Raw genomic sequence first — 12,604 nt, forward strand, 5'->3', positions numbered from 1 at the left:
GTGAAGGCGCCTGGCAAAGGGAGCGACCTGATGGTCAAGCAATTGCCTGTGATGATCGTGGCCTTGTTGCTGGGCGCCTGCGCCGGCAACAAGGGCAGCGAAGCCGATCCGGCGCAGCCGCCCAAGGGCGGTTGCTACCAGTCCCAGTGGCAGGCGGAGACGGCACCGGTGATCAACAAGCGCCTGGGGCCGGACGGCCTGGAAAAGTACGACGACGAACACCAGCGCAAGGCCGTGGGCTGCCCTTGATCGGGTGGCTGGCAACCACGCCTGGGTTTTGTGGTCTTGGAAGAGGGGCTGCTGCGCAGCCCTTTGCGGGTAAACCCGCTCCCACAGGGAATGCACTGACCTTGTGGGAGCGGGTTTACCCGTGAAGGGCCGCGCAGCGGACCCATGACGAGGTTTTAGGATGAAAGCGCTTCTGGCCGCATTGGCCCTGGCGACCCTGGCAGGCTGCTCGCTGTTGCAGCCTGCCAAACCCGCCCCGGCGGATAACTGGACCCGCTGGGTCTGCGACAGCCAGGCCGAAGTGCTGTGGCGATTCGCCGACGCGCAGCAGGACGCGGTCGATGTCCGTCTCGGCGGTGGCGACCAGGTCCATCGGCTCAAGGCCGAGCCGGGTGCCTCCGGCGCGCTGTACAGCGATGGCATGCTGGCCTTCCACACCAAAGGTGAAGAAGGCCTGGTGTACTGGGTGGCGACCAACGATCTGATTGGGCGGGGCTGCAAGGCACCGTGACTGGCCGGGCCACGTAGATGGCCCACACTACTTGAACAGCAACCGCCCCTGCGGCAGGCTTGCATGAAACAAACGACGCTTGTCGGGAGAGAGATACACAATGGCACTCATTAGCATGCGCCAGATGCTGGACCACGCCGCCGAGTTCGGCTACGGCGTTCCGGCTTTCAACGTCAACAACCTCGAGCAGATGCGCGCGATCATGGAAGCCGCCGACGCCACCGACTCTCCGGTCATCGTCCAGGCCTCGGCCGGCGCCCGCAAGTACGCTGGTGCCCCGTTCCTGCGCCACCTGATCCTGGCCGCCATCGAAGAGTTCCCGCACATCCCGGTGTGCATGCACCAGGACCATGGCACCAGCCCTGACGTGTGCCAGCGCTCGATCCAGCTGGGCTTCAGCTCGGTGATGATGGACGGCTCGCTGAAGGAAGACGGCAAGACCCCGTCCGACTATGACTACAACGTCCGCGTCACCCAGCAGACCGTGGCGTTCGCCCACGCCTGCGGCGTGTCGGTGGAAGGTGAGCTGGGCTGCCTGGGCAGCCTGGAAACCGGCCAGGCCGGCGAGGAAGATGGCGTTGGCGCCGAAGGCATCCTGGACCACAGCCAGATGCTGACCGACCCGGAAGAAGCCGCCGACTTCGTCAAGAAGACCCAGGTCGATGCCTTGGCCATCGCCATCGGCACCAGCCACGGCGCCTACAAGTTCACCAAGCCGCCAACCGGTGACATCCTGGCGATCGATCGCATCAAGGAAATCCACAAGCGCATCCCCAACACCCACCTGGTGATGCACGGTTCCTCCTCGGTGCCGCAAGAGTGGCTGGCGATCATCAATCAGTACGGTGGCGACATCAAAGAAACCTACGGCGTGCCGGTCGAAGAAATCGTCGAAGGCATCAAGTACGGCGTGCGCAAGGTCAACATCGACACCGACCTGCGCTTGGCCTCGACCGGTGCCATGCGTCGTCTGATGGCGACCAACCCAAGCGAGTTCGACCCACGCAAGTTCTTCGGTGAAACCGTCAAGGCCATGCGCGACGTGTGCATCGCTCGCTACGAAGCCTTCGGTACCGCCGGCAACGCCTCGAAGATCAAGCCGATCTCCCTGGAAGGCATGTTCCAGCGTTACGCCAAGGGTGAACTGGCCGCCAAGATCAACTGATCCGGCACCGTTCAACAAAAAAAGCCCGCAGTGATGCGGGCTTTTTTGTGCCTGCTGGTTTGCGCGTCCCGTACGTCGCCTCTCCACCGCTTATACCGTTAGTCGGCTAACATCAATTCCGATGGCGTATAGCCATCTGCCTGCATTGCGTCTTCGGGTGCCGAGTCTAGAGTAACAATCGGATCCAATCACAAGTCGAAGTTGGACTTACCAAGAGAAGCAGCATGGATGGCGCTTATTCACAATCACCGGAAAGCAGCTCGGTGCTGCTGGTCGTAGACGACTATCCGGAGAACCTCATCAGCATGCGGGCCCTGTTGTCCCGCCAGGATTGGCAGGTATTGACTGCCAGTTCAGGGATGGAAGCCCTGAGCACCCTGCTCGAACACGAAGTCGACCTGGTCCTGCTCGACGTGCAGATGCCCGAGATGGACGGCTTCGAGGTGGCCCGCCTGATGCGCGGCAGCCAACGCACGCGGCTGACCCCGATCATCTTCCTCACCGCCAACGAACAGTCCGATGCCGCTGTGCTCAAAGGCTATGCCAGCGGCGCGGTGGACTACCTGTTCAAACCCTTCGACCCGCAGATTCTCAAGCCCAAGGTCCAAGCCCTGCTGGAGCAGCAGCGCAACCGGCGCATGCTGCAGCGTCTGACCCGTGAACTGGAGTCGGCGCGGGCCTTCAACGCCTCGATCCTGGAGAACGCCGCCGAGGGTATCCTGGTGGTGGACGAGGCGGGCTGCATCGGCTTCGCCAACCCGGCCATCTCGCGCCTGCTCGATGCCCCGGTGGACAAGCTGCAGGGCGCGCACATGCTCGACCTGATCCAGCTACCCTGCGCCAACCTGTGGCATGAGTCGGACTTCTACCAGGCCTACCTGGGCCGGCAGATCTTTCGCGTGCACGATGCCCAGTTGCGCACCCTCGGTGGTCAGCTGGTGCCGGTGGCGCTGTCCTGCGCGCCGCTGCCCGCCGAGCAGAAGGCCATGGTGGTGACGGTGCTGGACATGTCGGTGGTGCGCAGCCTGCATCAGCAGCTCGAGTACCAGGCGGTCACCGACCCGTTGACCGGATTGCTCAACCGTCGTGGCTTCTATCAGGCCGCCGAGAGCGCGCTGCTGCGCAACGAGCGCTCGGACAAGGCCAAGGCCTTGATGTACATGGACCTGGACGGCTTCAAGCGGATCAACGACCTGCTTGGCCACGAGGCCGGTGACAAGGTCCTGCGCTGGGTGGCCGATCAGCTCAAGGAGTGCCTGGGCAGCGAGGCGCTACTGGCCAGGATGGGTGGCGACGAGTTCACCGCGCTGTTCGATGGCCTGCCGTACCCCGAGCAAGCCGGGCGCTATGCCGAGAAGCTGCTGGAGCGGATGTCGAGCTTCCAGCAGGTGGACGGCCTGGAGGTCAACCTGGGGGTGAGTATCGGCATCGCCACCTACCCTGACTGCGGCGCCAACGTGGAAGGCCTGCTGCGGGCAGCCGATGCCGCGATGTATGCGGCCAAGCAGGCCGGCCGCCAGCAGTACCGCTTCTACGACCAGGAGCTCAATGGCCGCGCCCGCTCGCGGCTGATGCTCGAGGACAGCGTGCGCACGGCCATCGAGCAGAACGACTTCAGCCTGGTCTACCAGCCCCAGGTGGCGTTCGCCGATGGCCGGCTGCGCGGCTTCGAGGCGCTGTTACGGTGGAAGCACCCGAGTGTCGGCGATGTGCCGCCCGGGCTGTTCATTCCCTTGTTGGAAGAGGCGCGCCTGATCAACCGCCTGGCCAGCTGGATCTATCGCAAGGGCGCCGCGCAACGCAATGCCTGGAGTGATCGATTCGGTTCGCAGCTGGTGCTGGGCATCAGCCTGAGCCGCGCCCAGTTCACCATGCCCGGGTTGGTCGATGAACTGGCCCAGGTGATCGACAAGCACCAGCTGCAGCCCGCCCAGTTGGAGGTGGAGGTGGCCGAGACGTCGCTGATGTACAACATCGACGCGGCGGTGAAGCAGGTGCACCGCCTGCGTGAGCTGGGCATACGCGTGGCGCTGGACGACTTCGGCGCCGGTGACTGCTCGTTGCGCATGCTGCGCGACCTGCCCATCGACACCCTCAAACTTGACCGCCACCTGGTTGCGCGACTGCCGGACTCGGCGGCGGACATCGCCCTGGTGCGCAGCGTCATCGGCCTGTGCGCGGCCTATGACATCACGGTGATTGCCGAGGGCGTGGAGACCCAGGCCCAGGCCGAATGGCTCAAGGATGCCGGCTGCGCCTACGTGCAGGGGTTCCTGGTCGCCCGTCCGCTGACCGCCAGCGATGCCGGCAACTTCCCGGTGGTTTTCCCATGGGCGTCGTGATTGGCTAAACTCGCGTCTTCTCGTTCCGAACGCCTGCCATGACCGCCTTACGCTACCTGCAAGCCTATCCGCCGCACCTGCAGGAACAGGTGCGCCAGATGATCGCCAGCGATCGCCTGGGCGACTACCTGCGCCAGCGCTACCCCGAGCGTCATGACGTGCAGAGCGACAAGGCGCTGTACGGCTATGCCCAGGAAATCAAGCAGCAGTACCTGCGCAGCGCGCCGCCGCTGGACAAGGTGCTGTTCGACAACCGCCTGGACCTCACCCACCGTGCATTGGGCCTGAACACGGCGGTGTCGCGGGTGCAGGGCGGCAAGCTCAAGGCCAAGAAGGAAATCCGCGTCGCCTCGTTGTTCCGCGAGGCAGCGCCGCAGTTTTTGCGCATGATTGTGGTGCATGAGCTGGCGCACCTGAGGGAGCGCGATCACAGCAAGGCGTTCTACCAGCTCTGCCAGCACATGGAGCCGGACTACCATCAACTTGAATTCGACCTGCGCGTCTACCTGACCTATCGGGAACTGCCGGGCAATACCTGAGGGACAAGCACCCCATGACCACGGAAGTGAGCAAGACCCGCAGCAGCTTCTACCGCCGCCTCTACGTGGCCTGGCTGATCGACAGCCAGACCGCCACCAGCGTGCCGGCGCTGATGGAAGCGACCGGCATGCCGCGGCGCACCGCGCAGGACACCATCGCCGCCCTGGCCGACCTGGATATCGTCTGCGAGTTCGAGCAGCAGGCCGGGGCGCGCAACCATGCCGGGCACTACCGCATCCGCGACTGGGGGGCGATCGACAAGCAGTGGATCATCCAACACCTGCGCCAGCTGCGCGACGTGCTGGGTTATCCCTGACAGGCCATGTCCTCTGTGGGAGCGGCTTTAGCCGCGAAACAGACACCGCGCTGTATGGCACGGGCTACGCCCGTGTTCGCGGGCAAGCCCGCTCCCACAGGGACTGCGCAAGTTTTCAGGTTTTGAGCAATACACCCAATTTTCAGGATGTTCCGATGTCTGCCAAGGCCACCAATACACGCTTCAGCAACTACGCCGCCATGGCCGATGGTGTCGCGACCCTGTTGTTCCCCCATGCCGAAGTGGTGGTCCACGACCTGCGCAGCCAGACGGTCGTGCATATCGCCAACAATATTTCCAGACGGCAGTTGGGCGACGACTCGGCGCTGGAGGATCTGCCGGGCGAGCTCAGCGCCACAACGCCGCTGGGGCCCTACGAGAAGCTCAACTGGAACGGTCAGAAAGTGCGTTCGATCAGCAGCGTCATGGTCGATGAGTCAGGGGCTGCCGAGGCGCTGCTGTGCATCAACTTCAACATCTCGGTGCTGGAGCAGGCCAAGCAGGCACTGGACCTGTTCTTCCAGGCCAGCCGCTTGCTGCCCCAACCAGACGTGCTGTTCCGTGATGACTGGCAGGAGCGCATCAACACCTTCCTGCATGCCTGGCTCAGGCAGCATGGCTTGAGCCTCGACGGGCTCAGCCGGGAGCAGAAACGCGAGCTGGTCGAGGCCCTGCACGGGGAAGGTGCCTTCCGCGGCGGCGGTACGTTCGACTACGTGGCCAATATCCTCGGCATGGGCAGGGCGACGGTCTACAAGTATGTGAAGCTCGCTCGGGAGGCCTAGTTTCCAGGCTTGTGCTTGGTGGAAAAATATTCTACGGTGGATTTTTATTCCATGTTGCGTTGGCACCTGCCTGTCGCTTTCCGAGGAGATTCCACCCCATGCCTATCGACGATCTGGCGCTCGAGCAGCTGTACCAGTCCATTCTCCAGGCTCATCAGGCCTTGCGCCCGCAGGTGCCGGTGACACCGCTGGCACGCAGCCTGGCGCTCTCGGCCATGACTGGCTGCGACGTCCATCTCAAGTGCGAACACCTCCAGCTGACCGGTTCGTTCAAGTTCCGCGGCGCCAGCAACAAGCTGCGGCTGCTGGGCGAGGCGCAACGCAGCAGGGGGGTTATCGCTGCTTCCTCGGGCAATCATGGGCAAGGGCTTGCCCTGGCCGGTCAGCTGCTGGACGTGCCGGTGACGGTGTATGTCAGCGATGAAGCCTCGCCGGCCAAGATCGAGGCGATGCGTCAGCTGGGGGCGCAGGTGCAGGTCCTGGAGGCCGATTCGCTGGGGGCGGAGCAACTGGCTCGTGAGGAGGCTGGGTGTCAGAACAAGCCATTCGTCTCACCTTACAACGATCTGGAGGTCATCGCCGGGCAGGGGACCATCGGCATGGAACTGTTCGAGCAGGCGCCGGACCTGGACGCGGTGTACGTCGCGGTGGGCGGCGGCGGGATGGTCTCCGGCATCGCCACCGCACTGCACAAGCTGGCGCCGTCGGTGCAGATCATCGGCTGCTGGCCGGCCAACGCGCCGACCCTGCAACGCTCCATCGAACAAGGCCGGATCATCGAGATGGAAGAGTTGCCCACCCTGTCCGACGGCACCGCCGGTGGCGTGGAGCCGGACGCGGTCACCTTGCCCATTTGCCAGCGCCTGCTGACGCGCACCGTGCTGGTCAGCGAGGACGAGATCAGGCAGGCCATGCGTGATGCCGCTGCTTGCGAGCGCTGGATCATCGAAGGCGCTGCCGCCGTCGCGCTGGCAGGCATGAAGCAGCTGGCCGGGCACTACCAGGGCAAGAAGGTGGCGGTGGTGTTGTGCGGGCGCAACATCCAGCTGGAGAAATACCTGGAGGCCATCGCATGAAGATCCACGACCTGCAGGCGATCAAGGCCTGCCTCGACCTTGACGCGATCGAGCGGCGGCTGGTGGACGGTTTCAAGGCCTACAGTGCGGGCCAGGTGCAGGCCCCGCCGGTGCAGACTTTCCAGTTCCCCCAGGCCAATGGTGATTGCTGTATCAAGTCGGCGTATCTCGAAGGCGGCGAAACCTTCGTGGTCAAGGTCTCCAGTGGTTTCTACGACAATCCGGGTAAAGGCCTGCCCAGCAATGACGGCTTGATGCTGGTGCTGTCGGCCCGCACCGGTGAACCGTTGGCCTGGCTGGCCGACCAGGGTTGGCTGACCGCCGTGCGCACAGCCTTGGCCGGGCGCATTGTTGCCCGCCTGCTGGCGCCTCGCGAGGTCGAGGCCATCGGCATGCTTGGCACCGGTCTGCAGGCCCGCCTGCAACTGGAGTACCTGATGCCGCTGACGAACTGCCGCCAGGTGGTTGTCTGGGGGCGCAGTGCGCAGGGCCTGTCGGACTACCGTGAGCATGCCCGGGCGCTGGGCTTCAGCGTGCAGACGGTCGGGCAGCCGCAGGCTGTCGCGCAGGCGGCCAACCTGATCGTCACCACTACCCCGTCACGTGAGCCGTTGCTCAGGCGCGAGTGGGTTCGTCCCGGTACCCATATCACGGCGGTCGGCGCGGACTGCATCGGCAAGCAGGAGCTGGATGCGGCGCTGGTCGCTTCGATGTCGCGAATCATCGTCGACTCGCAGGCCCAGTGCGGTGCCTATGGCGAGGTTTCCCACGCGCTCAAGGCGGGGTTGTTCGAACCTTCGCGCCTGCTGGAGCTGGGCGCGGTGCTGGCCGGCCAGGGAACGGGGCGTCAGGATCAGTACGAGGTCACCTTGGCCGACCTGACCGGTGTCGCGGTGCAGGATACGCAGATTGCCCAGTGGGTCTTCGAACGCCTGCGCGGTTGAACGATGAAATTATCCACAGTCCGGCCAAAATAGAGGCAATTTGACAGTATTGTCGCGTGCTACAACGATCAGCCTTGTGTAGGCTCCCAGAACAGTAGTCGTTAAGATCGCCGTTACCGCGTGGGTTACCAATTGCGAAAGGACTTGAGCATGCGGCCACTGCTTTGCGTTCTTGGTTTGCTCGGGCTGTTGTGCGCGGGGCCTGCCCTGGCCCATGGCAAGCTGCGGCTGGTGGCCGACAGCTGGCCGCCTTTTACCGACACCGGCATGCCTGGGGGCGGCCTGGCCACCAGCATCGTCACCACGGCGCTGACCCGCGCCGGCTACGCCACCGAGTTCGAGGAGGTGCCCTGGGCCAGGGCGCTGATGGGCGTGGGCGAGGGGCGCTACGATGTGCTGATCAACGCTTGGTACAACAATGACCGTACCTTGATCGGCCAGTTCTCCGACGCCTACCTGGTCAACCGCATCCGCCTGCTCAAGCGCGAGGGTGAAGCGTTCGCCTATGCGCGCCAGTCCGACCTGTATCCCTACACCATCGCCGTGGTGCGCGATTACGCCTATTCCCCCGAATTCGACAGCGACGAGCGCCTGAACAAGGTGCTGGTGCGCAACTTCTCGTCCGCCGTGCGCATGCTGGCGGCCGGCAGGGTCAACCTGGCGGTGGAGGATGAGTACGTGGCGCGCTACAACCTGCAGCGCGAGCCGCAGCCGGTGCGGGAGGGGGTAGCGTTCGTCGACCCGCCGCTGAGCGAGAACAGCCTGCATATCCTGGTCAGCCTCAAACATCCCGAGCACCAGAAGATCGTCGCCCGCTTCGAGAAGGCCATCGCCACGATGAAGGCCGACGGCAGCTACGACCGGTTGCTGCGCCAGCATGGGTTCTGATCTTGTACCGTGTTGATGCCTTCGCGGGTAAACCCGCTCCCACAGGTCGGGAGCCGTCTTCAGGTGCAATGCGTTCCCTGTGGGAGCGGGTTTACCCGCGAAAGGGCCGGTACAGGGGGCTGAATTTCAGGCCGGCTCACCTTCCTTGATCAAATGCCCCGCCAAGGTCCGCAACGGCCCCAGTTGCCGGCAGATCAACGCCAGTTGCGTCTGCACCAGCCGCTGATGCTCGTCCAGCTCCTCCGGCATCTGCTCCAGCGCATTGGCCAGGGCTTCCTCGGCGTCGCTGTGGATCGCCACCGGCAAGCGCGCCGCCAGGCCATTGGCGATTTCGTCGAGGCTGCTGGCCAGGCTTCGCCCGGCGCCATCGATCAGCTGCTCGTGGACCTCGGCCGGCAGCGCCGTGTCGCGGTGCGCCCCCAGCCCCGAGAGGTAGCTGAGCAAGGTGTGCGACAGCACCAGGAAGCGGAAGCCGACATCGGCTTCCTTACGAAAGTGCCCCGGTTCCATCAGCATGTTGGCCAGGGTGGTGGACAGCGCCGCGTCGGCGTTGTGCGCGTTGCGCCGGGCCAGGCGATAGGCCAGGTCGTCGCGCTTGCCGTGGGCGTATTGCTGCATGATCTGACGCAGGTACTCGCTGGCGCAGGCCAGGGTGTTGGCCAGCACCTTGTTCAGCCGCCGGCCTTGCCAGTCGGGCAGGAACAGGAATACCGCGAGAATGGCGATCAGGCTGCCCACCAGGGTATCGAACAGGCGCGGCAGGAACAGGCCGTAGCCATCGCCGATCTGGTTGAAGCAGAACAGCACCATCAGGGTGATCGCCGCCGTGGCCAGGGTGTAGCGGGTGGTGCGATTGACGAAGAACACCACCCCGGCGACCACCGCGAACAGCGACTGGATGATCGGGTTGGGGAACAGGTCGAACAGCGCCCAGCCCACGGTCAGACCGATGGCGGTACCGAAAATCCGCTGCACCAGTTTGCGCCGGGTTGCGCCATAGTTGGGCTGGCAGACGAACAGTGTGGTGAGGATGATCCAGTAGCCTTGAGTCGGGTGGATCAGGTGCACCATGCCATAGCCCACCGACAGCGCCAACGACAGGCGTAAGGCATGGCGGAACAGCAGCGAGGTCGGCGTCAGCTGGGTGCGCAGGCGTTTCCACACATCCTTGAGGTTGCGTGGCGAGCGGTCGAGCAGGCTGCTGTCGCTGGCATCGGCCAGGCTGTCCGGATTGCTCGCGGCGCTGAGCAGTCGGTCCAGGGTGGCCAGGTTTGCCGCCAGCGCCCGCAGCGAGCGCAGCAGGCCGCGCCAGGCCGGGTTGCTCTGGATGCGCAGGTGCTCGAGCGAAGCATTGAGGTCTTCCAGGGCCTCGGGGTAGCCGCTGGCGAGCACAAAGGGCTGGCGCAGGCGGATCGAGCGGGCCAGCTCCTGGCAGGATGAGCCCTGCTTTCGCAGCAGGCGCTGGCAGCGGAACATCACGTCGCTGTGGAAAAAAGCGTCGGTCAGCGCATTGTAGGGGTAGTGCGAGGCACTGACCCGCTCATGGATGTCCTGGGCCAGGAAGTACAGCTTGAGGTAGCGGCTGACCTTGGAGTTGGGCTGGCTGTTGCCGACCCGGTGCAGGATGATTTCCTTGGCCGCGTTGAGCGCCGCCACCACCCTGCCGTTCTGCTTGGCCAGCTCCAGGCGCGTGGCCTCGACGTCGAGGGTACGCACCGGCTCGAACAGGCTGGCCTTGAGCTTGAGGTAGCTGCCCAGTTCAAAGAACAGCCTGGCCAGGCTCTGCTGTACCGGCTGGTTGGAGAACAGCGCCTGCCACAGCACCGACAGCAGCCCGTACCAGGCCGCCCCCGCCACCAGCAGCAACGGCTCGTGCCAGAAATCGCTGACTTCACCACCGCGCTGGTCGACGCCAATCATGGTATAGACCGACAGGATCAGCGTGGCCGAGGCGATCGCCCCGTAGCGTTCGCCCAGGGCGCCGAGCATGGTCAGGGAAAACGCCGCCAGGGCCAGGGCGACGGCGAAGATCCAGGGGTAGGGGAACAGCAGCTCGACCGACAGCGCGGCGATGGCAAAGCAGCCCAGGGTCACCAGCAGGGCGCTGAGCCGGCCTTGCCAGCCATCGTCGGTCTCGGCCAGGGCGCTGGCGATGATGCCGAGGAACAGCGGAATCAGCAGGCTCATCTCGTTCTGGTACCAGCACCAGGCCATGCTGCCGGTGAGGGCGATGGTCACGCGGATGGCGTAGCTGAACTTGTCTTGGCCCCACAGGCGACGCAATGAATGGCGGAACGAGCTCGATGACATGATGGCCCTGGGCTGAGATCGGTTGAATACCTTTGAGGCCGTTTGGGGCCGCTGTGCGGCCCTTTCGCGGCACAAGGCCGCTCCTACAGGAGATCGCGTCCCTCTGTAGGAGCGGCCTTGTGCCGCGAAAGGGCTGCGCAGCAGCCCCAATAAATGGCGCTCCAGCACAGACCAGCAAGAAGCGTTCCGTGCTGCTGAATGGATTCTACTCTACACGAACTGCGCCGCCGCGTTGGCCGAAGCCCAGGCCCACTGGAAGTTGAAACCACCCAGGTGCCCGCTCACGTCCAGCACCTCGCCGATGAAGTACAGCCCAGGGCTTTTCAGCGACTCCATGGTCTTGGACGACACCTCGCGGGTATCGACACCGCCCAAGGTCACCTCGGCGGTGCGATAACCCTCGGTACCGGCCGGGATCACCTGCCAGGCCGCCAGTTTTTCGGCGATCTGGGTCAATTCCGCCGGGGTGTACTGCTTCAATGGTTTCGAAACGAACCACTGTTCGGCCAGCAGGTTGGCCAGCTTGCGGGTGAATACCTCGCCCAGCACGGTCTTCAGCTCGCTGTTGGGGCGCTCGACCTGCTGGCCCTGCAGCCACTCCAGCGCATCGCGATCAGGCAGCAGGTTGATCTCCAGCGTGTCGCCGGCTTCCCAGAACGACGAGATCTGCAGGATCGCCGGGCCGCTCAGGCCGCGGTGGGTGAACAACAGGTTCTCGCGGAAGCTCGTGCCATTGCAGCTGGCGACGCAGTCCAGCGAGGTGCCCGACAATTCAGTGCACAGTGCCTTGAGCTGGGGCTCGGTGATGGTGAACGGCACCAGGCCGGCGCGGGTCGGCAACAGTTCATGGCCGAACTGGCGGGCGACCTGGTAGCCAAAGCCGGTGGCGCCCAGGGTCGGGATCGACAGGCCGCCGGTGGCGATCACCAGCGACTGACAGGCGAACGGGCCGGCGCTGGTCTGCAGGGTATAGCCGCTTTCGGTCTTGTCGATCCGCTCGATGCTGGTGTTCATGCGCAGCTCGGCGCCGGCCTCGTCGCATTCGGTCAGGAGCATGTCGAGGATGTCGCTGGACTTGTTATCGCAGAACAGCTGGCCGAGCTTCTTCTCGTGGTACGGCACGCCGTGCTTGCACACCAGCTCGATGAAGTCCCACTGGGTGTAGCGGGCCAGCGCCGACTTGCAGAAGTGCGGGTTGTGCGAGAGGAAGTTGGCCGGCTCAGTATACATGTTGGTGAAGTTGCAACGCCCGCCGCCGGACATGAGGATCTTCTTGCCCGGCTTGTTGGCGTGGTCGAGCAGCAGCACCCGGCGCCCGCGGCGGGCGCTGAGCTGGGCACACATCAGGCCGGCGGCGCCGGCGCCGAGGATGATCACGTCGGTGGAGTGCACGGTGTTACCTCTTCAGAATTGCCGGGGCTGCCTTGCAGCCCTTTCGCGGCACAAGGCCGCTCCTACAGGATGTACGCGATCCCCCTGTAGGAGCGGCCTTGTGCCGC

Annotated in this window: 12 protein-coding genes; 10 read left to right on the forward strand and 2 right to left on the reverse strand. The window is 64.5% G+C overall.

Going from position 1 to position 12,604, the window contains the following annotated elements; translation table 11 throughout:
- Positions 1–30 precede the first annotated feature (30 nt).
- The 10 genes from POF53_RS14405 to POF53_RS14450 all read left to right on the forward strand — a co-directional run bounded on the left by POF53_RS14405 (position 31) and on the right by POF53_RS14450 (position 8,795).
- Positions 31–249 (forward strand): hypothetical protein, encoded by a 219-nt coding sequence (locus tag POF53_RS14405; RefSeq protein ID WP_203648248.1) that lies wholly within the window; start codon positions 31–33, stop codon positions 247–249.
- A 160-nt stretch (positions 250–409) separates the two neighbouring features.
- Positions 410–739: an MliC family protein gene (locus POF53_RS14410; RefSeq protein WP_110734782.1), complete on the forward strand. Its 330-nt coding sequence runs from the start codon at positions 410–412 to the stop codon at positions 737–739.
- Between the two features lie 100 nt (positions 740–839).
- The gene (gene fba, locus POF53_RS14415) at positions 840–1,904 is read left to right on the forward strand and encodes a class II fructose-bisphosphate aldolase (protein WP_232856288.1); all 1,065 of its coding nucleotides are present in this window, start codon (positions 840–842) and stop codon (positions 1,902–1,904) included.
- Positions 1,905–2,128: 224 nt separating this feature from the next.
- Positions 2,129–4,246, forward strand: coding sequence for a putative bifunctional diguanylate cyclase/phosphodiesterase (locus tag POF53_RS14420; RefSeq protein WP_254464081.1), 2,118 nt, complete (start codon positions 2,129–2,131; stop codon positions 4,244–4,246).
- A 38-nt stretch (positions 4,247–4,284) separates the two neighbouring features.
- A complete protein-coding gene (locus tag POF53_RS14425; RefSeq protein WP_254464082.1) occupies positions 4,285–4,785 on the forward strand; it encodes a M48 metallopeptidase family protein in 501 nt (166 codons plus the stop codon).
- A gap of 14 nt (positions 4,786–4,799) precedes the next feature.
- Positions 4,800–5,102 (forward strand): winged helix-turn-helix domain-containing protein, encoded by a 303-nt coding sequence (locus tag POF53_RS14430; RefSeq protein ID WP_254464083.1) that lies wholly within the window; start codon positions 4,800–4,802, stop codon positions 5,100–5,102.
- A gap of 155 nt (positions 5,103–5,257) precedes the next feature.
- A complete protein-coding gene (locus POF53_RS14435) occupies positions 5,258–5,887 on the forward strand; it encodes a helix-turn-helix transcriptional regulator (RefSeq protein WP_203648242.1) in 630 nt (209 codons plus the stop codon).
- Between the two features lie 98 nt (positions 5,888–5,985).
- Positions 5,986–6,963 carry a threonine/serine dehydratase gene (locus tag POF53_RS14440; protein WP_254464084.1) on the forward strand — a complete coding sequence of 326 codons (978 nt, stop codon included), beginning with the start codon at positions 5,986–5,988 and terminating at the stop codon, positions 6,961–6,963.
- Positions 6,960–7,907: an ornithine cyclodeaminase family protein gene (locus tag POF53_RS14445; RefSeq protein WP_254464085.1), complete on the forward strand. Its 948-nt coding sequence runs from the start codon at positions 6,960–6,962 to the stop codon at positions 7,905–7,907. Before POF53_RS14440 ends, POF53_RS14445 begins: the two co-directional genes overlap by 4 nt.
- Before the next feature lie 150 nt (positions 7,908–8,057).
- A complete protein-coding gene (locus tag POF53_RS14450; RefSeq protein ID WP_254464086.1) occupies positions 8,058–8,795 on the forward strand; it encodes a substrate-binding periplasmic protein in 738 nt (245 codons plus the stop codon).
- Between the two features lie 126 nt (positions 8,796–8,921).
- Here POF53_RS14450 and yccS read toward each other — a convergent pair whose 3' ends face one another.
- Together yccS and POF53_RS14460 are read right to left on the reverse strand one after the other, a co-directional pair.
- On the reverse strand, positions 8,922–11,105 hold the full coding sequence (yccS, locus tag POF53_RS14455; protein WP_254464087.1) for a YccS family putative transporter: 2,184 nt from the start codon (positions 11,103–11,105) through the stop codon (positions 8,922–8,924).
- Between the two features lie 210 nt (positions 11,106–11,315).
- Positions 11,316–12,497: a BaiN/RdsA family NAD(P)/FAD-dependent oxidoreductase gene (locus POF53_RS14460; protein ID WP_232856294.1), complete on the reverse strand. Its 1,182-nt coding sequence runs from the start codon at positions 12,495–12,497 to the stop codon at positions 11,316–11,318.
- Between the last annotated feature and the right edge of the window lie 107 nt (positions 12,498–12,604).

Origin of the sequence: Mitsuaria sp. RG (assembly GCF_028369275.1) — a bacterium.
In the GTDB taxonomy this organism is placed as follows: Bacteria; Pseudomonadota; Gammaproteobacteria; order Pseudomonadales; family Pseudomonadaceae; genus Aquipseudomonas; species Aquipseudomonas peradeniyensis.